Origin of the sequence: Pseudoalteromonas thalassia (assembly GCF_049257215.1) — a bacterium.
Classification (GTDB): Bacteria; Pseudomonadota; Gammaproteobacteria; order Enterobacterales; family Alteromonadaceae; genus Pseudoalteromonas; species Pseudoalteromonas lipolytica_C.
This window is the reverse complement of sequence record NZ_JBMMUE010000006.1, coordinates 26,045-47,045: the sequence shown is the minus strand read 5'-3', so window position 1 is coordinate 47,045 and position 21,001 is coordinate 26,045. Positions and strand designations below refer to the sequence as shown.

18 protein-coding genes are annotated in these 21,001 nt (G+C 40.5%); 14 read left to right on the top strand and 4 right to left on the bottom strand.

Annotated features, from left to right (window positions below):
- Positions 1-8: 8 nt before the first annotated feature.
- Positions 9-1,751, top strand: a complete 1,743-nt coding sequence (locus AAEU31_RS09100; RefSeq protein WP_421967042.1) for a DUF3466 family protein — start codon at positions 9-11, stop codon at positions 1,749-1,751.
- A gap of 86 nt (positions 1,752-1,837) precedes the next feature.
- Here the strand turns inward: AAEU31_RS09100 and AAEU31_RS09095 are convergent, their stop codons facing one another.
- Entirely contained in the window at positions 1,838-2,347 is a 510-nt protein-coding gene (locus tag AAEU31_RS09095) for a DUF2062 domain-containing protein (RefSeq protein WP_135924782.1), read from the bottom strand.
- A gap of 360 nt (positions 2,348-2,707) precedes the next feature.
- On the opposite strand from AAEU31_RS09095, the gene AAEU31_RS09090 reads away from it, so the two are divergent.
- Genes AAEU31_RS09090 through tcdA form a run of 7 tightly spaced genes read left to right on the top strand, consistent with a single transcriptional unit; the run spans position 2,708 to position 9,773 of the window.
- Complete coding sequence (locus tag AAEU31_RS09090; RefSeq protein WP_421967041.1) at positions 2,708-4,591, top strand: DNA internalization-related competence protein ComEC/Rec2; 1,884 nt, start codon at positions 2,708-2,710, stop codon at positions 4,589-4,591.
- A gap of 59 nt (positions 4,592-4,650) precedes the next feature.
- Positions 4,651-6,393, top strand: coding sequence for a lipid A export permease/ATP-binding protein MsbA (gene msbA, locus AAEU31_RS09085; RefSeq protein WP_135924777.1), 1,743 nt, complete (start codon positions 4,651-4,653; stop codon positions 6,391-6,393).
- Positions 6,393-7,370 carry a tetraacyldisaccharide 4'-kinase gene (gene lpxK, locus AAEU31_RS09080; protein WP_421967040.1) on the top strand — a complete coding sequence of 326 codons (978 nt, stop codon included), beginning with the start codon at positions 6,393-6,395 and terminating at the stop codon, positions 7,368-7,370. Before msbA ends, lpxK begins: the two co-directional genes overlap by 1 nt.
- Positions 7,360-7,557 carry a Trm112 family protein gene (locus tag AAEU31_RS09075; protein WP_036968654.1) on the top strand — a complete coding sequence of 66 codons (198 nt, stop codon included), beginning with the start codon at positions 7,360-7,362 and terminating at the stop codon, positions 7,555-7,557. The genes lpxK and AAEU31_RS09075 overlap by 11 nt, the downstream gene beginning before the upstream one ends.
- Positions 7,545-8,300, top strand: coding sequence for a 3-deoxy-manno-octulosonate cytidylyltransferase (gene kdsB, locus AAEU31_RS09070; RefSeq protein WP_421967039.1), 756 nt, complete (start codon positions 7,545-7,547; stop codon positions 8,298-8,300). The genes AAEU31_RS09075 and kdsB overlap by 13 nt, the downstream gene beginning before the upstream one ends.
- Before the next feature lie 3 nt (positions 8,301-8,303).
- Complete coding sequence (locus tag AAEU31_RS09065; RefSeq protein ID WP_138557567.1) at positions 8,304-8,978, top strand: TIGR01621 family pseudouridine synthase; 675 nt, start codon at positions 8,304-8,306, stop codon at positions 8,976-8,978.
- Entirely contained in the window at positions 8,979-9,773 is a 795-nt protein-coding gene (gene tcdA / locus AAEU31_RS09060; RefSeq protein ID WP_421967038.1) for a tRNA cyclic N6-threonylcarbamoyladenosine(37) synthase TcdA, read from the top strand. It begins immediately after the preceding gene.
- Positions 9,774-9,776: 3 nt separating this feature from the next.
- Here the strand turns inward: tcdA and AAEU31_RS09055 are convergent, their stop codons facing one another.
- The 3 genes from AAEU31_RS09055 to AAEU31_RS09045 all read right to left on the bottom strand — a co-directional run bounded on the left by AAEU31_RS09055 (position 9,777) and on the right by AAEU31_RS09045 (position 12,816).
- Positions 9,777-10,190, bottom strand: a complete 414-nt coding sequence (locus tag AAEU31_RS09055; RefSeq protein WP_135924768.1) for a SufE family protein — start codon at positions 10,188-10,190, stop codon at positions 9,777-9,779.
- Positions 10,191-10,203: 13 nt separating this feature from the next.
- Positions 10,204-11,418 carry an aminotransferase class V-fold PLP-dependent enzyme gene (locus tag AAEU31_RS09050; RefSeq protein WP_421967037.1) on the bottom strand — a complete coding sequence of 405 codons (1,215 nt, stop codon included), beginning with the start codon at positions 11,416-11,418 and terminating at the stop codon, positions 10,204-10,206.
- Positions 11,419-11,529: 111 nt separating this feature from the next.
- Complete coding sequence (locus AAEU31_RS09045) at positions 11,530-12,816, bottom strand: citrate synthase (protein WP_135924762.1); 1,287 nt, start codon at positions 12,814-12,816, stop codon at positions 11,530-11,532.
- A 408-nt stretch (positions 12,817-13,224) separates the two neighbouring features.
- Between AAEU31_RS09045 and sdhC the strand changes: the two genes are divergently transcribed.
- From sdhC to odhB, 6 genes are all read left to right on the top strand, one after another.
- Entirely contained in the window at positions 13,225-13,602 is a 378-nt protein-coding gene (gene sdhC / locus AAEU31_RS09040; RefSeq protein WP_075593614.1) for a succinate dehydrogenase, cytochrome b556 subunit, read from the top strand.
- Positions 13,593-13,940 (top strand): succinate dehydrogenase, hydrophobic membrane anchor protein, encoded by a 348-nt coding sequence (gene sdhD / locus AAEU31_RS09035; protein ID WP_135924759.1) that lies wholly within the window; start codon positions 13,593-13,595, stop codon positions 13,938-13,940. Before sdhC ends, sdhD begins: the two co-directional genes overlap by 10 nt.
- On the top strand, positions 13,941-15,713 hold the full coding sequence (gene sdhA / locus AAEU31_RS09030; protein WP_135924757.1) for a succinate dehydrogenase flavoprotein subunit: 1,773 nt from the start codon (positions 13,941-13,943) through the stop codon (positions 15,711-15,713).
- 10 nt (positions 15,714-15,723) lie between these two features.
- Positions 15,724-16,440, top strand: coding sequence for a succinate dehydrogenase iron-sulfur subunit (locus AAEU31_RS09025; protein ID WP_199526437.1), 717 nt, complete (start codon positions 15,724-15,726; stop codon positions 16,438-16,440).
- An 84-nt stretch (positions 16,441-16,524) separates the two neighbouring features.
- Complete coding sequence (locus AAEU31_RS09020; protein ID WP_135924751.1) at positions 16,525-19,344, top strand: 2-oxoglutarate dehydrogenase E1 component; 2,820 nt, start codon at positions 16,525-16,527, stop codon at positions 19,342-19,344.
- A 3-nt stretch (positions 19,345-19,347) separates the two neighbouring features.
- Positions 19,348-20,859, top strand: coding sequence for a 2-oxoglutarate dehydrogenase complex dihydrolipoyllysine-residue succinyltransferase (gene odhB / locus AAEU31_RS09015; protein WP_135924749.1), 1,512 nt, complete (start codon positions 19,348-19,350; stop codon positions 20,857-20,859).
- Positions 20,860-21,001 lie beyond the last annotated feature (142 nt).

The following is a 21,001-nucleotide window of genomic DNA, read 5'->3' as shown; positions in this document are numbered from 1 at the left end:
GGATTAAAATGAAATATAAATTACTCGCTGCCAGTATTTTAGCTACTCTAAGTACCTCAGCGATAAGCGCGACCTATAAATTAGAAGAGTTAGGTGGTCTGGAAGGCTCTAAGCATAATTATATAACGGATGTTAGTGAAAACGGTCATATCATTGGTCTTGCAAATGGTACCTATAAACTACCTGTAGACGTTTCTTATATCGATTTTGATGCAAGCAACATTAAAAACGCCTACGACCGAGAAAAAGCGCGATTTGAGTCAATTGACAAGGAAATTACGTTTACGTTAGATGATATCCAAAATAACGATGCAGTAAATACCAATGCTGATGCACACGCATTTATGATTTGGTTTTTATCTACTGAAAGTCGTCCTAATGATTCTGAGTATCAAAAAATATCGAGTGCAATTGCCACTACTTATACTGCAGAAGGGTCTCAAGAGCAGGTTTTATTTGATGAAGCATCGCTTGATTATGATGGCTTAACTCGCTCAACATCAAACCTTCTATCTGCTGTTGCTGACGATGGCGTGATGGTGGGCTGGGGCAGTGCGCCTTACGAAAAGACCGCCTTTACCCAAACAGATGAAACCGAAGAAGAAAGTCACTTCTTACGTGACTTTATAAGTCGCGGTATTGTTATTGGTGCTAATGGTGTCGAAGTACCTTTAGTTCCTGAATTTGATGAGCACGGTGGTATTAGTGCCGCATATGACATAGTCAAAACCAATAGTGGCTACGAAGTAGTAGGTACCGTATCTACCGGTATTCCAGTTGATCCTCAAGATGATATTGACGATCGTTGCGATAACGAAGATGAGCCAGTTTCAGATTGTGTTGAAACGCTTAATCGTAGCTTTAGTACGGGTATTTTCGATAAACGAGCCGTTAAATGGACCTTGGATAACGACCTAAATATTATCAATACGGAAATATTTGGCTTAGGTCTTACGCCAAAAGATGACGAAGATTTTGCATTTAGAAGCAGCGCTTTTGTCATTAATGAAAATGGGGTAATAGCTGGTACTTCAGATGTTCGCTATAAAGATCGAGATATTCGTATCACTATGCCGGTTATTTTTGAGAATGGTGAAGTAAAAGAGTTTCTTGACCAAGAAGATGATTGGACCTCGGGTCAGCCTTTAGCTATCAATAATGACGATGTTGTGGTTGGTTATGCAACCAAAAGAATCGAAGGTACAAACCGTACTAAATTTTTCTATTACGACAAGAAAAGTGACAGTGTTGTTTTCCCGACAGATTATTTCTCAAGTTCTAGCTCAATCGCTAATGACATAAATGATAATGGTGTGATTGTTGGTGAGGGTGAAACCGATATCTACAATACGTCTACACGTCGTCGTGAAGGCTTTATGTACACTATCGGTGAAGATAAAGTCGTAAATTTAAACGATTTATTACCTTGCTATGAAGAAGATGGTGAAACACGATTTAAATACGTTGTTGCTGAAGCCAAGTCGATTAACAACAATAATGAAATATTTGGTGTTGCTACCAAAACGGTAGAAAAAACAGATTCATTCGGTAACACGGTAGTCGATCTTAACGGTAATGTTGAATATGAAAGTATTGCAGTACCTGTTAAGTTAACACCAATTAGTGGTTCAATTGAAGAGTGCCCTGCAGAAGAAGTTGAACAATATGAGCGTCAGTCTGCAAGCTTCCCTTGGTATGCATTAATCTTGTTACCATTTGCAGCGGCACGTCGCTTTTTTAAAGCAAAGTAGCGTAAAAAATAACTTTTCAACTACATTAAAAAACCCAGCTTACAGCTGGGTTTTTTGTCTATACTCATATTTGAATTGTCAGTTTTTTATTTTTGATGTCGATGTAACCATGCTTTTCTTACAGAGCGCTTCCAAAGCATATCTGTTACGAAATAGCCAAGTATAGCCGCGGCTGTTGCACAAATAAGTGAACCAACTAAGAAAGCCGGACCAATGGTTGTTAAGCTTTCTAAGAACCATTGCCAGCTAGGCTCAAAATGGAAGTGTTGTGTAGGTTGCGCTAAGGCAATTGTTCCAACTATATACGAGCAGTAAAAAATAGGAGGCATTGTCAATGGATTTGTGATCCACACCGTAGCAACAGAAATAGGCAAGTTTACACGAAATGGAATGGCCAGGGCGGCTGCTAGAACCATTTGAAAAGGAACAGGGATGAAAGCAAAAAATAAACCTACAGCAAATGCTCCTCGAGCAGAACGGCGATTTAAATGCCATAAATTGGCATCATGTAATAAACGGCCAAAAATTCTTAAGTATTTATGATCTCTTACCTTGTTGTGATCAGGTAAAAACCGTTGGATCGTTTTCTTAGCCATTTAAAGCAACCATTTACATCTGTTTGGTTATGCAGTGGTTTTATATTGGGTTGTTTTATTACCCTTTATACGGCAAACACTGCAGTGTTTTATCTAATAAGTTTTGCTGTTATTTTAGCAGCTGCCTATTTTAAGCCTTTTTTGCCAATATTGTCAGGGTTTATTTGCGGTATTTTTTTAGTATTTTTTCATTACTTAGTCTTTTATTCTCAAAGCGAATGCGACTTAAGACCTAAAAAACCAGTAATTGCTAATTTTCAAGTAATTTCAATATACTCAGTCCAGTCACCTTTCTACGTTAAAGCAAGCCTGAAAAGCATACAGGGGTGCAGTCTCTCTAAATTAAAACCACCTTTAGCAATGATTAGTGTTAGCACAGCGCAAAAACTGATGGTTGGTGATGAAGTGAGTGCGCAAATAAAGCTTAAGCCGTTTAGAAGCGTAAAAAATTATAATAGTTTTGATCGTGAACGACATGCGTTTAGACAAAGACTTTTTTATAAAGGGCGCACAGTTTCTAAAATACAGATAGAAAATCAGGCTGGTAAACCCACTAGTACTGAGGTATATCGCAATTACATATCGACTATAACTACTGGCAGCCAATTACAATGGCTTTACTATGCTTTGCTAACTGGCGATAAAAGCACAATATCGCAACAAAATAAACAACAACTACGTGAATTAGGTATAAGCCATCTCTTGGCAATCTCAGGACTACACATAGGGCTTGTATATGCAATCGGCTTTTACTTTAGTAAATATATTACCCGTATAATGCGAATACCTGTGTCTCAAACCCGTCAGATTAATAGTTGGTTTATGCTGATAGGTTTTTGTTTTGCTGCTACCTATGTATATCTAAGTGGTTTTGCCGTGTCAGCAGTGCGCGCATTGTTGATGTTAGGCTGTTTACTATTTATCTACATCTTAAATAAGAATCCATTGCGATGGCGAACAATTCTTTATGCTCTTACACTAGTGCTGATTATTGATCCATTTACGTTATTAAACCCCGGTTTGTATTTTAGTTTTATTGCTGTTGCTATTATTTTTCTTGTTATTCGAAGCTCTCTTGGCAAAAACTTAGGTTTTTACAGACGTGTTATACAGCTTGGCTTAATACAATTAGCGTTATTTATAGGCCTGTTGCCATTGTCACTGTTTTACTTTGATGGCGTAAGTACGATTGGCTTGCTGGTAAATTTAGTTGCCGTGCCAATAATTAGTGTCATTGTTTTACCATTCTTAGTTTTGTACAGTTTTTTATCCTTACTTTTAGATTTATCGCTACTTCTATATGGCTTAGATTTTGTTTTAAATTACCTTTATCAATCGATAATGTTAGTCCCAAAACAATGGCGTTGGCTTGAGTTCGCATTTGTTGAGTTCAATACCTTAGTTTTGATTTACAGCACTCTGTTATTGTTTCTTTGTTATCCTTATCGAGCATTTGCCATTATTCCTGTATTGATTGTAACTTTTGATTGGCTTTTGTCGCCGAAAAGCACTTTTCAGTTAGATGTATTTGACGTTGGTCATGGCTTAATGGTGATGCTCAGCGAAGAAAATAAGGCGGTGGTCTATGATTTAGGGCCACGTTATTTTGGTCGATATGACTATATTCAGTCAGTTTTATTAGCAAACATAAATGCGCTTGAGCTTGAGGTGATTGCCACTATAGTAAGTCATCAAGATAATGACCACATTGGAGGTCTTCACTCGTGGAATGAAAATGGCTTTGGAGAGACATTAAAGTATTTTCATCCGCATGGCGTGAATGCTCGTTGTGAGCCAAAGCTTTTAAAAATCGGCAATGTTAGTTTAACTAGCTTTAGTATGCCTGGTGATAATAACAATGATCAATCTTGCATTTTGAGGGTGAAGTCGGGTGAGTATAGTGTGTTATTAACCGGCGATATTTCTGCTGAAGCAGAGCAACAACTCATTACCAGGCTCCCAGACCTGCAAGCGACAGTACTCGTCAGCCCTCATCACGGTAGTAATACATCGTCAAGTCAGGCGTTTATTGAGCAGGTTCGGCCTAAACTGGTTATCCACTCAAGTGCATACCAAGGGCAGTGGCAGTTTCCTCATCCTGAGGTTGTAAAACGTTATCAAGACCGTGATATAGCGCAGTTAAGTACAGCAGACAGTGGCCATATTAGAATCAAATTCTATAACGATACCTTTTTAGTTGAATCAGCTCGCGAGCATGAAAGTTACTGGTTCGAACAAGATTGACGTTTTGTTTTTACCCCCATAAGGCTACAATAGTCGAAGTCTATGAATAAGAGAGTGTTATGGATCAAACTACATCCCAAATTTATAAGCGATTAATCAGTTATGTGGGTGATTATAAATTAATCGCGTTTTTCGCCATTGTTGGCATGGTTGGCTATTCTGCCATGGATGCACTGTTTATCAATTTAATGAAACCTTTTATTGATGAAGGCTTAAATGCTCGTAATACTGATGTATTAACTTATGCACCATTCGTTGTTATCGCGTTAGTGCTTGGTCGAGGCATGTTTAATTACATGTCATCTTATTGCTTGAGTTATGTTGGCTCCCAAGTTGTTAGAACTCTTCGCCAACAATTATTCGAACATATATTACATTTACCTGTGTCTTTTCATGACAAAAATTCTAATGGTGATTTAATTTCTAAAATCACTTTCGATACAGAGCAAGTACAACAGGCAATTACTAAAGCGCTGTTAATTGTGGTGAGAGAAGGGGCGTTTGTTGTTTTTTTACTTTTCAATATGTTTTATACAAGTTGGAAGTTATCGCTGATTTTCTTGGTTATTATTCCGCTGGTGGCAGTGATTGTTGCCTTTGTATCGAAACGCTTTCGGATGATCTCTAAAAAAATTCAATCAGCGATGGGGCAAGTTACTCGTAGTTCAGAGCAGATGCTCTCTGGGCATAAAGTAATCCACGGATTTGGTGGTCAGCAGCAAGAGATTGCTCAGTTTTCAGCGATTAATAACCATAATCGTCAGCAACGTATTAAAATGGATGCAACAAAGGCGTTAAGTGTTTCGGTTATTCAGATCTTAGCTGCGAGCGCAATGGCAGTGATTTTATGGGTCGTGTCAATGCCATCAATGATAGACACAATCAGCTCTGGTGATTTCGTATTACTAATATCATCAATGATGATGTTATTACGTCCACTTAAGCAACTTTCAAATGTAAATAGTGACTTACAACGTGGTATTTCTGCAGCACAAAGTATCTTTTTGGTACTTGATGAAGATGTAGAAAAAGACACTGGCACCTATAGTATTGATAAAGTGACAGGGCACATTGAAATAAACAACGTTACTTTCAAGTACCCAACTAAAGATGAACCAGTTTTGAAAAACTTGTCGCTAACGATTAATGCCGGCGAAAGCATTGCATTAGTGGGGCGCTCTGGTTCTGGTAAATCGACCATTTCAAATTTATTGCCACGTTACTATGAGCTAGAAGGTGAAAGTGAAATTTTACTCGATGGTGTCAATATCGCTGACTACAAGCTAACGGATCTTCGTAAGCAATTTGCATTGGTTTCACAGCAAGTGGTGTTATTTAACGATACTATTGCAAATAACATATGCTATGGCCTTGAACGTGAACTCAGTAATGAAGAGTTAATGGCGGTTGCCAAACAAGCCCATGTTTGGGAATTTGTTAAAGACTTGCCAGAAGGTTTAAATACCATGGTGGGTGAAAACGGCGTGATGTTATCTGGTGGTCAGCGTCAACGTATCGCGATTGCACGTGCCATTTTAAAAGATGCACCTATTTTAATTCTCGATGAGGCGACATCAGCTCTCGATACTGAGTCTGAAAAGCTGATCCAGCATGCACTTGATAGCTTAATGAAAGAAAAAACATCAATTGTGATAGCACACCGTTTATCAACAATAGAAAACAGTGATTGTATTTATGTTATTGATCATGGTCAGGTTATCGAAAAGGGCACGCATAGCGAGCTGCTTGAAAAAGACGGCACCTATTCCGCTCTTTGTAAAATGCAATTTGGTGAGCAGTAGTGAGTGTTATTGAACAAAGCTGGTATAAAAGACCAGGTTTACTCAGTGTTTTACTCTTACCTTTGAGTGTGCTTTTTTGGCTAATCTCAACGCTTCGTGTATTGCTATACAAGCTTAATATTCTGAAGGCTTTTAAAGCGCATGTACCTGTTATAGTGGTTGGTAACATAAGTGTGGGTGGCAACGGCAAAACGCCATTTGTAATATGGCTTGCTGAGTTCTTAAAGCAACAAGGTTTAAAAGTGGCGGTGATCAGTCGTGGTTATGGTGGTCAGTCTGACTCGTATCCATTGTTAGTTACTGATGAGACGACTACAACACAAGCGGGTGACGAACCTGTACTTATTAGACGTCGTTTAGGTTGTGTTGTTATGGTTGGACCTGACCGTCAAGCCAGTATTAAAAAATTAGAACAGCACGATATTGATGTCATCATTTCTGATGATGGTATGCAACATTACAAAATGGCCCGAGATATAGAATGCTGTATTGTTGATAGTGAACGCCAGTTTGGTAACGGTTTATTAATGCCAGCAGGTCCACTTCGTGAAACCAAAACGCGCTTAAAATCGGTTGATTTAGTCATAGAAAATGGCGGCAATGCACAAAGCCGCTATGATTTAGCATCGAGCCCATTTCGAACCGTGAGTGATTCAAAACTCGCCAATTCAGTTCAAGATAAAGGCCATGCAGTCAGTGCTATTGGTAACCCCAAACGCTTTGAGATAAGTCTTGAGCAGCAAGGCGTTAACTTGCTATCGACTCATCATTTTCGTGATCACTATGCCTACCAAGCAAGTGACTTTACCATGTTTGGTGGTGACGCTGTTTTTATGACAGAAAAAGATGCAGTTAAATGCTTTAGCTTTGCCAACCCAAATTGGTATTATTTGCCTGTGGATGCAAAGCCGACAACAACGGTTATCGAAAAACTAAATTTATTATTAAAACAAAAAGGGATCCTCAATGGCCTTTGATACAAAATTACTTGAAATTATCGCCTGTCCAGTGTGTAAAGGTAAATTACGTCTTGATAAAGAAAATCAAGAGCTGATTAGTACAGCAGCGAAACTTGCTTATCCAATCAAAGACGATATCCCAGTGCTTTTAGAAAATGAAGCACGTGAACTAAGCCAAGAAGAGGTCGATAAGTGGAATTCGTAGTTGTAATTCCTGCCCGTTACGCATCGACACGTTTACCAGCTAAACCACTTGCTGATATATGTGGTAAGCCAATGATCCAACATGTTTATGAAAAAGCAGTTGCTTCAGGCGCATCACTCGTTTATGTTGCCACCGATCATCAAGCAGTATTTGACGCTGTTAGTGAGTTTACAAGTAATGTTCTAATGACGCGTGAAGATCATCAATCAGGGACAGAGCGTTTAGCTGAAGTGGTTGAACAACTCCAACTTGAAAGTGATACCATTGTTGTTAACGTGCAAGGTGATGAGCCTTTATTAGCTAGTGAAAATGTCTCGCAAGTGGCTAAACTGCTCGCTGATTCTGATGCGCCTATGGCAACATTGAGCACAAGTATTGATGATATCGACGATATATTTAACCCTAATTGTGTAAAAGTGGTTAGCGATGCGCACAACAATGCAGTGTATTTTTCGCGTGCAACCATTCCTTATCATCGTGATGCGATGATGAGTAATCAAACTGATAAAATCAATCTTGATGATTATGCCCGCCATATTGGTATTTATGCTTACCGAGCAGGGTTTATTACTCAATATATTGAGCTGCCAGAATCTCCGTTAGAAGTCCTTGAATCTCTAGAGCAGCTTCGTGTGCTTTATCATGGTTATAAAATCAAAATAGCTAAGGCATTATGTGCTCCACAAGCAGGTGTAGACACGCCAGAGGACTTAGCCCGCGTCATTGCAGTGCTGAGTAAATAACCAATGCACGATGTAAATACAGTTCATCTTCATGCAAGTGAAGATGACTTTTTTGTATTTTATAAACCAGCAGGTGTAAGCTTTCATAGTGAAGAATGTGCTGGTTTTGTTGTACTTGCAGAGCAACTTGTAAACGAAAAACTATATCCTGTACATCGCCTTGATAAGGTCACCTCGGGTTTAATTATTTTAGCCCGTCACAAAGAAGCAGCAGCAGAGTTCACTGCACTATTCAGTGCCCATCAAGTGCATAAATTTTATCTTGCACTCAGTGATGCAAAACCAAAGAAGAAACAAGGTTGGATAAAAGGGGATATGGAAAAAAGTCGTCGGGGCGCTTTTAAATTGCTAAAGAGCCAAACCAACCCGGCTGTTACCCGCTTTTATTCAAAAAGTATTCGTCCAGGGCTACGTGCCTACCTATTAAAACCTTTTTCGGGTAAAACACATCAACTAAGAGTCGCGATGAAAAGCTTGGGTGCGCCAATTCTTGGTGATAGCACGTATGCAGGAAGTAAAGACGAGCGCACAAATTTGCATGCTTATGCACTACAATTTAGCTATAAAGGGCAGCTTAAAGAGTATCGATGCGATTACACTTTGGGTGCTCATCTCAATGAAGTTTTTAACTCAGACGAATTCAAAGAGTGGACAGCTCCTTGGACGTTGGATTGGTAAATGAAAGAAACAACACAAGACATCCGTTTTGGTGGCATTAAACGTTTATATGGTCATCAGCAATTTGATTGGTTACAACAAGCACATTTTTGTGTCATTGGTATTGGTGGTGTAGGTAGTTGGGCCGCTGAAGCGCTAGCTCGCACGGGTGTAGGACAACTAACCTTAATAGATCTTGATGATATTTGTGCAACTAATGTTAATCGTCAAATCCATGCTTTGACTGGCACCGTAGGTGAAGCAAAAGTTGAAGCGATGAAAACACGTTGTGAGTTGATAAACCCAGATATCAAAATTAATGTTATTGATGACTTTATAACGCTAGATAACATTCGTGAGCATATTCAAGGCTTTGATTATGTGATTGATTGTATTGATGCAGTGAAAGAAAAGGCAGCGTTAATTGCACATTGTAAGCGTATAAAATTACCCGTTATTACAACCGGTGGCGCAGGCGGACAAACTGATCCGAGCCAAATTAGCTTTGGTGATGTAGCTAAGACAACCCATGATCCTTTGCTTGCAAAAGTACGGTATATTTTGCGAAAACAGTACAACTTTAGTAGCAATCCAAAGCGTAAATTTAACGTAGATTGTGTTTATTCAACTGAACAGCTTGTATATCCAACCTCTGAAGGCGAAGTTTGCCAAGCAAAACAAGGCGCAGATGGTTCAATGAATATGGATTGTAACAATGGTTTTGGCTCAGCCACAATGGTAACAGGAAGCTTTGGCTTTTTTGTCGCAGCCAAAGCAGTCAGAAAATATTTAGATAAAAAACAGCGTTCTTTATAACATTTAGCGGTTTTGCTCAGCCATGGTTTGAATTTTATCAACCATGGCTTTGATGCCATTGCCGCGAGAAGGGCTTAAATGGCTAATTAGACCGAGTCGTTCAAATTCATCATAGGCATTTATTTGTGCTGCTTGTTCCGGTGTTAGACCATTGTATAAGGCTAAAATTAAAGCCAATAGTCCTTTAACGATACGGGTATCTGAATCACCAGCTAAAACAAGGCTATTTTCTGTATGATCAAAGTCGATATATAGCCACACTTTACTTTCGCAGCCTTTAACTAGGGCATCATCTACTTTAAGCACTTCTGGCATAACTGGTAATTGCTTACCTAATAGCATTATCTGGCGGTATTTTTGCTGCCAACCTGCAGCTGTTTCAATGTTTTTACTAACGGCTTCAAACGTTGAATTCATAACTTATCCAAATTTAATCTAATAACTCAATACTGTTTTTAAGAGCATCAATAAACGTATCTACATCATCTTTATTGTTATATAACGCAAAGCTTGCTCTTACTGTACCAGGAATGTGCAAATGGCTCATTATAGGTTGTGTGCAATGGTGGCCACTGCGCACGGCAACGCCAAACCCATCAAGCAGAGTGGCTAAATCGAAGGGATGTTCATCGCGATAATTAAAACTAATGTTACCGATGTTATGTATTTGGTTTGAATAGATATTAATACCATCAATAGCTGATAATTGTTTTATCGCATAGTCAAAAACTGTATGCTCATGTTGACGCATTTGCTGAAAATCTAACGATGTTAAATACTTTATTGCCTCACTAAAGGCGATTACACCCGCAATATTAGGTGTTCCTGCTTCAAATTTACCTGGTGCATCCCGAAAAGTGCTTTGTGTGAGGCTCACTGTTTCGATCATTTCGCCACCGGTTTGATAAACATCGAGCGAATTTAACAGTTCAAATCGGCCATATAGACCACCTAAACCTGTCGGCCCGAGCATTTTATGCGCAGAAAATACGTAAAAGTCACAAGAAATTTCTTGTAGATTAGGGCGTAAATGCATCGCAGCCTGCGCACCATCAATCACAGAAATAGCATTAATGGCTTTACATGCTGTAATGATAGGCGCTAAATCAGTGATATTACCTAATGTATTTGATGCATGAGTAACAGCAACTACCTTAGGCTGATGCAGTTTTATAAACTCACAGCACTTTACGCTATCAATGACCAAGTCATCTTCAATAGGTAAAATAATCAGTTCTGCACCGGTACGCTTTGCTAGTTGTTGCCATGGCACTATGTTGGCGTGATGTTCAATCGCAGAGATAGCAATTTTATCGCCTGGTTTAAGCCGTGAAGCCAGACCATTTGCGATTAAATTAATCGATTCAGTCGCTCCTTTGGTCCACACTAACTCATTGGCTTTAACAGAAAAATAATCTGCAAGTAGCGTTCTGGTGTGTTCATATTGGCGGGTCGCGTTTTCACTGAGTGTATGACGGCCACGGTGCACATTGGCATTCTCATGACTATAAAAACGGGCAAGGGCATCAATAACTGCTTGTGGCTTTTGTGAGGTCGCTGCTGAGTCTAAATACACCAGAGGCAGCTCATTAACCGTTTCATTCAGTAATGGAAAGTCAGCGCGTATTTTTGCAATATCGAACATGGAAGGCCTTAAGCTACGAGAATGCGACGATTTTAATTACTTTGCACAAATAGACAAGTGCAGGGCAACAAAAAAGGCCGCATAGCGGCCTTTTTTAAACGCAAATTCGTATTAACGCTTGTCTGTTGGTACGTAATCGCGTGAAGTTTCACCAGTGTATAACTGACGAGGACGGCTGATCTTGTGACCAGGTTGAGAAAGCATCTCATCCCAGTGAGAGATCCAACCAACAGTACGTGACATTGCAAAGATTACAGTGAACATGCTTGTTGGAATACCGATAGCTTTTAAGATGATACCTGAGTAGAAGTCTACGTTAGGGTAAAGTTTCTTCTCAACGAAGTATGGGTCTTCTAGTGCAATTTGCTCAAGCTTCATTGCGATATCAAGAAGTGGATCTTGAATATTTAACTCAGCTAGTACTTCGTGACATGTTTGACGCATTACTGTCGCACGTGGATCGAAGTTTTTGTATACACGGTGACCGAAGCCCATAAGACGGAATGGATCTGACTTATCTTTTGCTTTAGCAACGTATTCGTCGATACGGTCTACTGAACCGATTTCTTCTAACATGTTAAGACATGCTTCGTTAGCACCACCGTGTGCAGGACCCCATAAAGATGCGATACCAGCCGCGATACACGCGTAAGGGTTTGCACCTGATGAACCAGCTAAACGTACAGTTGACGTTGAAGCGTTTTGCTCGTGGTCAGCGTGAAGCATGAAGATTTTATCCATTGCTTTAGCAAGAACAGGGCTAACTTTATATTCTTCAGCAGGTACTGAGAACATCATGTGTAAGAAGTTTTCAGCAAAGCTTAAGTCGTTACGCGGGTGTACAAACGGTTGACCTACGTTGTATTTGTAAGCCATAGCAGCGATTGTTGGTAACTTAGCAATTAGTTTGATTGCACTAGTTTTACGTTGTGTCGCATCAGTGATGTCTAAATCTTCGTGATAGAAAGAAGATAAAGCACCTACAACACCACATAGCATCGCCATAGGGTGAGCATCAAAACGGAAACCTTGGAAGAAGTTTGCGATTTTAGTATCAAGCATAGTGCTATGCGTGATTTCTTTTGCAAACTCATCGTATTGTTCTTTAGTTGGTAATTCGCCGTTTAACAGTAAGTAGCAAACTTCGATGTAGTTAGACTCATCAGCTAGTTGCTCAATTGGGTAACCACGGTGTAGTAATACACCTTTACCGCCGTCGATATAAGTGATTGAAGATTCACAAGAACCGGTCGACATGAAACCTGGGTCGTAAGTGAAGTAGCCATGAGAACCTAACGTACGTACGTCGATTACGTCTTGGCCAGCAGTGCCTTGGTAAATTGGAAGTTCGATTGGATCAAGACCATCAATATGGACCGTGGCTTTATTATCCGCCATCTATTTATCTCCTATTAAGATAACAACTCTGATTGTTATGTTCTGAATCTGTTTAAGCACATTCTTTTCATTTTAACGTGAAAGAGGGGTGTAAAGTCAATTTTTATAAACATTATGCATAAATGGATAATAAATATTCTGCCAGGATTAAATATTATACCATTGGCTAATTCGCAAACGACTCTTACTAAACAAGAATTGTAAAAAGACCTTTGGCTATATATACTATCCAAGGTTTTATACCGTATTGTCTGTAGGTAAACTTTATTTTTACATTTAAGTTTTGCATAAGTGTGAACTTTTTGTGTATCAACACGGTTTACTTAGATAGTTCCATCGAAATTCATTTTGATGGGTTTAGAAAAACAAGTAGATGAGCTCCTAAGTGGGCAAGATGGGCAAGTAACTGTGAAAAAGCAAAGACCTGTAAATCTAGATCTAACAACTATATCTATGCCGGCAACGGCTAAAGCATCAATTCTTCACCGCGTCACCGGTGTGGCACTATTTTTTGCTTTAACGTTTGTCATTTGGGCTTGGTCTGAGTCTCTTTCTTCTCCAGAAGGTTTTGAATTCGTCAAGGGTCTGTTCAGCGGATTCATTGCCAAATTCATAGCGTGGGGTACCATTTCTGTGTTGGCATATCACCTAATCGGTGGTGTTCGTCACATCATTATGGATATGGGTCACTGGGAAGAACTTGAATCAGGTAACTTCAGCGCTAAAGTTGCGATGGCTTTAGGTGTTGTAGCTGCAATTCTAGCAGGAGTGTGGATATGGTTTTAAATCAAGCAACTCTTAAACGTGATGGTGTACAAGATTTTGTATCACTTCGTACAACAGCATTAATAATCAGCGCTTATGCGATTTTTATTATCGGCTATTTTTTATGTACACCAGAAGTCACTTTTGAAGCCTGGCAAGGCCTATTCTCTAATCTAGCAATGAAAGGGTTTACACTAATTGCCCTTGTTTGCATTATGGTTCACACCCGTATCGGTCTTTGGCAAGTTCTAACTGACTATGTCAAAAATGCGAAATTACGTGCTGTTTTAGGCTTTGTATTAAACCTTATGGCCGTTGCTTACGTAGCAATTGGTCTAATCGTTTTATGGGGTGTTTAAGTGAATTATTCTGTTCGTGAATTTGACGCAGTAGTAATTGGTGCAGGCGGCGCGGGTATGCGCGCAGCACTTGCTATTACTGAATCAGGCAAAACCTGTGCACTTATCTCTAAAGTTTTCCCTACACGTTCTCACACTGTGTCAGCACAAGGCGGCATTACTGTTGCGTTAGGTAACTCGCATGAAGATAACTGGGAATGGCACATGTACGATACTGTTAAAGGTTCTGATTTTATCGGTGACCAAGACGCTATCGAATATATGTGTAAAACAGGCCCAGAAGCTATTACTGAATTAGAAAACATGGGCTTACCATTTTCTCGTTTTGAAAATGGCCGTGTTTATCAACGTCCTTTCGGCGGTCAGTCGAAAAACTTTGGTGGTGAACAAGCAGCACGTACTGCAGCAGCAGCTGACCGTACTGGTCACGCACTGTTACACTGTCTTTACCAGCAAAACGTTAAAAACAAAACAAACGTATTTTCAGAGTGGTATGCACTAGATTTAGTTAAAAACAGCGATGGTCATGTTGTTGGTTGTACAGCAATCGACATTGAATCAGGCCAAGTTGTTTACTTCAAATCAAAAGCCGTTGTTTTAGCAACAGGTGGTGCAGGTCGTATCTACGCATCAACAACTAACGCACACATCAATACAGGTGACGGCGTTGGTATGGCAACCCGTGCTGGTGTTGCATTGCAAGATATGGAAATGTGGCAATTCCACCCAACAGGTATCGCAGGCGCTGGTGTACTAGTAACTGAAGGTTGTCGTGGTGAAGGTGGTTACCTTCTTAACAAAGACGGCGAACGCTTCATGGAACGTTACGCGCCAAATGCTAAAGACTTAGCATCTCGTGACGTTGTTGCTCGTTCAATGATGACAGAGATCCGTGAAGGTCGTGGTTGCGATGGTCCTTACGGTCCACATATCAAGCTTAAACTTGACCACTTAGGTGAAGAGACGCTTAATTTACGTCTTCCTGGTGTATGTGACCTTGCGAAAACATTCGCACACGTTGACCCGGCTAAAGAACCAATTCCAGTAATTCCAACATGTCACTACATGATGGGTGGTGTACCAACTAACGTAAATGGTCAAGCATTACAAATCGATGCAAATGGTCAAGAGAAAGTAGTTGAAGGTTTATTCGCTGTGGGTGAAATTGCCTGTGTATCTGTACACGGTGCTAACCGCCTAGGTGGTAACTCACTTCTTGACTTAGTTGTGTTCGGCCGTGCAGCTGGTAACTTCTTAGGTAAATACCTAAATGGTGTTGAAGCAGGTAAAGATGCGTCTGAATCAGACCTTGAAGCATCACTTGCGCGTTTCAACCGTTGGGAAAGCTCTAAAGCTGGCCAAGGTGAAGACCCAGTTCAAATCAAGAAAGACCTACAAATGTGTATGCAGCTTAACTTCTCGGTATTCCGTGAAGGTGATGCAATGGCTACAGGTCTTAAAGAGCTTAAAGAAATTCGTGAACGTCTGCAGTACGCTCGTCTTGACGACAAGTCAACAGAGTTCAACACTGCACGTATCGAATGTCTAGAGTTAGACAACTTAATGGAAACAGCTTACTCAACTGCAGTAGCTGCAAACTTCCGTACAGAAAGCCGTGGTGCACATTCTCGTTTTGACTTCCCAGATCGTGATGACGATAACTGGTTATGTCATTCTATCTTTAACCCAGTTACAGATGAAATGACAAAACGTGAAGTAAACTACGCGCCGAAACTGCGTGAAGCTTTCCCACCTAAAGCACGTACATACTAGGAGCGAGACGATGGCACAAGTACAATTTTCCGTTTATCGTTACAATCCAGATGTTGATAATGCACCACGTATGCAGGACTTCACGCTAGAAACGCAAGAAGGCCAAGATATGATGGTATTGGATGCTCTAATGAAATTAAAAGAGCAAGATCCAACATTATCATTCCGTCGTTCATGCCGTGAAGGTGTGTGTGGTTCTGACGGTATCAACATGAATGGTAAAAACGGTTTAGCATGTATTACTCCTTTATCAACGCTACTTAAAGGTGGCAAGGGTAAAATCGTAATTCGTCCATTACCTGGTTTACCTGTGGTACGTGACCTTGTTATTGACATGAGTCAGTTCTACACTCAATACGAAAAAGTTAAGCCTTATCTAATTAATGACACGCCAGCGGCGGGTGAGCGTCTTCAATCTATCGAAGAACGTGATAAGTTAGATGGCTTATATGAGTGTATTTTATGTGCATGTTGTTCTACATCGTGTCCTTCGTTCTGGTGGAATCCAGACAAGTTCATCGGTCCTGCGGGTCTTCTTCATGCGTATCGTTTCTTGGCTGATAGCCGCGATACAGCGACTGAAGAGCGTCTTGCAGATCTTGACGATGCGTTCAGCGTGTTCCGTTGTCACAGTATTATGAACTGTGTTAGCGTGTGTCCTAAAGGTCTTAATCCGACTAAAGCAATTGGACAAATCAAATCAATGCTTTTAAACCGCGCTGTTTAAAGCTTGAATATGTAAGGTGGTTAAGTGATTAACCACCTTGTTTTTACAACAATTAATTTCTGCGCTAAAGAAAAGGGCTTATAAATGCACGAAGGTGTGATGAAGGCATGGCTAGAATCTTCTCACTTAAACGGCGGAAACGTTGCTTACGTAGAAGAGCTTTATGAAGCGTACTTAGATGATGCGACTTCTGTGCCAGAAGAATGGCGAGAAGTGTTCGAACAATTACCAAAAGTAGATGGTGTGGATGTTGACGTAAAACATTCAGAGGTTCGTTCACAATTTGCGGAGCTTGCTAAAAACAAGCATAGAGAAGTAGTGGTAGCAGAGGGTGGCTCTGGCGATCCTAAACAGGTCAAAGTGCTACAACTTATTAATGCTTTCCGTTTCCGTGGTCACCAAAATGCTAACCTAGATCCATTAGGTATCTGGGAACGCGAACGAGTTCGAGATCTTGAACTTGAATACCACGATTTATCTGAAGCTGATTTTGACCGTGAATTCAATGTGGGTTCGTTTGCCGTAGGTCGCGACACCATGCCTTTAGGTGAGCTATACCAAGCACTTAAGACCACGTATTGTGGGTCAGTTGGTGCAGAGTATATGCACATCACTTCAACTGAAGAAAAACGTTGGTTACAACAGCGTTTAGAATCAGTGCAATCACGTCCAACGTTCTCTAAAGAAGAAAAGCTACGTATCCTTAAAGGATTAACAGCTGCAGATGGCCTTGAAAAATATTTAGGGGCTAAGTTCCCTGGTGCAAAACGTTTCTCACTTGAAGGTGGTGATGCGTTGGTACCAATGCTTAAAGAACTAATTCATCGTGCAGGTGAAAGCGGACAAAAAGAAGCTGTTATTGGTATGGCTCACCGCGGTCGCTTGAACGTACTAGTGAACGTTTTAGGTAAAAACCCATCAGAATTATTCGATGAGTTCGCTGGTAAACACAAAGATACTTTAAGCTCAGGTGATGTTAAATATCACATGGGTTATTCATCTGACTTCGCTACAAAGGGTGGCAACGTGCATATGGCACTTGCGTTTAACCCATCTCACCTTGAAATCGTTAACCCAGTAGTTATGGGTTCGGTACGCGCTCGTTTAGACCGTTTAGGTGATAAGTCAGGTATTAAAGCATTACCAATTACTATTCACGGTGACTCTGCAATCGCAGGTCAAGGTGTTGTTCAAGAAACATTTAACTTATCGCAAACTAATGCATTTAGTTGTGGTGGTAGTATCCGTATCGTGGTAAACAACCAAGTTGGTTTTACAACGTCAAAACAAGCGGATGTTCGTTCTACACCATACTGTACTGACATTGCGAAAATGGTTCAGGCACCTATTTTCCACGTTAATTCTGACGATCCAGAAGCGGTAGCATTTGTTACTCAAATCGCACTTGATTTCAGAAACCAATTCAAACGTGACGTTGTAATTGATTTAGTATGTTATCGCCGTCATGGTCATAACGAAGCGGATGAGCCGAATGCGACTCAACCACTTATGTACCAGAAAATCAAAAAACACCCAGTTCCACGCCTAATTTATGCTGACCAACTTGTGTCTGAAGGTTCATTTACAGAAGATGAAGTCAAAGCACTTGCTGATGAGTACCGTAACGGTCTTGATGGCGGTAACTGTGTTGTTGAAGAAATTCAACCAGAAACATCTCACTCTTCAGATTGGGCTAAATTCGTTGGTCACGATTGGGATGTTGAGTACGATGCAAAACTTTCTGTTGAAAAACTAAAAGAACTTGGTGAAAAAGTATCAAGCTACCCAGAGAGCCACAAAGCTCAGTCGCGTGTTAAGAAAATTTACGACGACCGTAAGCTAATGGCATCAGGTGAAAAACCACTTGATTGGGGTATGGCAGAAACGCTAGCTTATGCTTCACTTGTTGATGCGGGCACAGATATCCGTTTAACAGGTCAAGACTCAGGTCGTGGTACTTTCTTCCACCGTCATGCTGTTATCCATAACCAAAAAGATGCATCAACCTACTTGCCGCTGCAAAACATCAGCGAAAAACAAGGTTCATTTGAAGTATACGACTCAGTACTTTCTGAAGAAGCGGTACTTGCATTCGAATATGGTTACGCAACAGCTGAACCAACTTCACTTGTAATGTGGGAAGCACAATTTGGTGACTTCGCTAATGGTGCACAAGTTGTATTTGACCAATTCTTAAGTTCAGGTGAACAAAAGTGGGGCCGTTTATGTGGTCTTACATGTTTACTTCCACATGGTTATGAAGGTCAAGGCCCAGAGCATAGCTCAGCACGTCTTGAGCGTTTCTTACAATTGTGTGCTGATCACAATATGCAAGTGTGTGTGCCTTCAACACCAGCGCAAGTTTATGCAATGCTTCGACGTCAATCTGTACGTCCTTTACGTCGTCCATTGATTGTAATGACACCTAAGTCACTACTTCGTCATCCGCTGGCAACTTCAACACTTGAAGAATTATCTGAAGGTGTGTTCCACAATATGATCGATGAAATCGATGATATTGCAGCAGATAAAGTAGAACGCGTTGTATTCTGTAGTGGTAAAGTTTATTACGAGTTACTACAAGAGCGTCGTAAACAAGAATTAAATAACATTGCTATTGTTCGTGTAGAACAATTATATCCATTCCCACACGCTGAGATGGATACAATCATGCAACGTTACCAACACGTTAAAGATTTTGTTTGGTGTCAAGAAGAGCCGCAAAACCAAGGTGCATGGTATTGTTCTCAACATCATTTTGTTGATGCAATTCCTGAAGGTGCTAAATTAACTTATGCAGGTCGTAAAGCATCAGCATCACCAGCGTGTGGTTACATGTCAGTGCATAATAAAGAACAACAAGCGCTCGTTGCAGACGCGCTTACTATTGAAAAGAAAGGATAAGCAATGAGCACAGAAATTAAAGTTCCTGTACTTCCTGAGTCGGTTGCTGATGCTACTGTTGCAACATGGCACGTAAGTGTTGGCGACAAAGTAAGCCGCGACCAAAACTTGGTTGATATCGAAACAGATAAAGTTGTTTTAGAAGTTGTTGCACCAAACGATGGTGTAATCACTGAAATTTCACAAGAAGAAGGTGCAACGGTACTTGGCGAGCAAGTAATTGCATTACTTGGTGATGCAGATGCTGCACCAGCAAGTGACGACTCTGCCAAAGAATCTGCACCAGCAAAATCAGAAGACGCGCCAGAGGCGCAATCAGCACCAGCATCAGAAGGTAAAGAAGTGGACATTAAAGTACCTGTACTTCCAGAATCAGTCGCAGACGCGACAATTGCTACTTGGCATGTTCAACCAGGTGAAGCGGTAACTCGCGATCAAAACCTAGTTGATATCGAAACTGATAAAGTTGTTCTTGAAGTGGTTGCTCAAGAAGACGGTATCATGGGTGAGCACATTCACGCTGAAGGCGAAACAGTACTTGGTGAGCAAGTAATTGGTACAGTTAAAGCGGGCGCAGCACCAGCTAAAGCACCTGCAGCAAAAGCTGAAGAGGCTACTGCAAGCGAATCAAATGATAGCTCTGATGTGTTAACACCATCAGTTCGTCGTTTAATCGCTGAGAAAGGTCTTGATGCATCTAAAATCAAAGGCACAGGCAAAAACGGCCGTGTGACTAAAGAAGATGTTGATACATTCTTAAAAGCACCTGCAGCAGCACCAAAAGCTGAAGCAGCACCAGCAGCACCTATGGGTGACCGTACACAAAAACGTGTTCCTATGACACGTTTACGTAAAACTATCGCTAATCGTCTTCTTGAAGCGAAAAACTCAACTGCAATGTTAACTACATTCAACGAAGTTAACATGAAGCCAATCATGGATCTTCGTAAGCAGTATCAAGAAGTGTTCGAAAAGCGTCATGGTATCCGTTTAGGTTTCATGTCTTTCTACGTGAAAGCAGTTACTGAAGCACTTAAGCGTTTCCCTGAGGTGAATGCATCTATCGATGGTGATGATATCGTTTATCATAACTACTTCGACATCAGCATTGCGGTTTCAACTCCACGTGGTCTTGTTACACCAGTTCTTAAAGACTGTGACAAGCTATCAGTGGCAGAAATCGAAAAAGGTATCCGTGAATTAGCACTTAAAGGTCGTGACGGTAAACTATCTATCGAAGATATGACTGGTGGCAACTTCACAATTACTAACGGTGGTGTATTCGGTTCATTACTTTCTACACCTATCATCAACTTGCCACAGTCTTCAATCTTGGGTATGCATAAAATCCAAGATCGCCCAATGGCTGTTAACGGTAAAGTTGAAATCTTACCAATGATGTATTTAGCGTTATCTTACGATCACCGCCAAATCGATGGTAAAGAATCAGTAGGCTTCCTAGTAACAATTAAAGAGTTACTTGAAGATCCAACTCGTTTACTACTAGATGTTTAATCTGGTTGTATAAAAACTAAGCTGTGAACCCTGTTCACAGCTTTTTTTTTGCGCCTTTGGTCTAACTGGGGTTTTCATGTGGAGCCTTGGGATTTATACTAAGTGCGCAATTTGGGATAGCTGTTTATTTTGCATAAATATT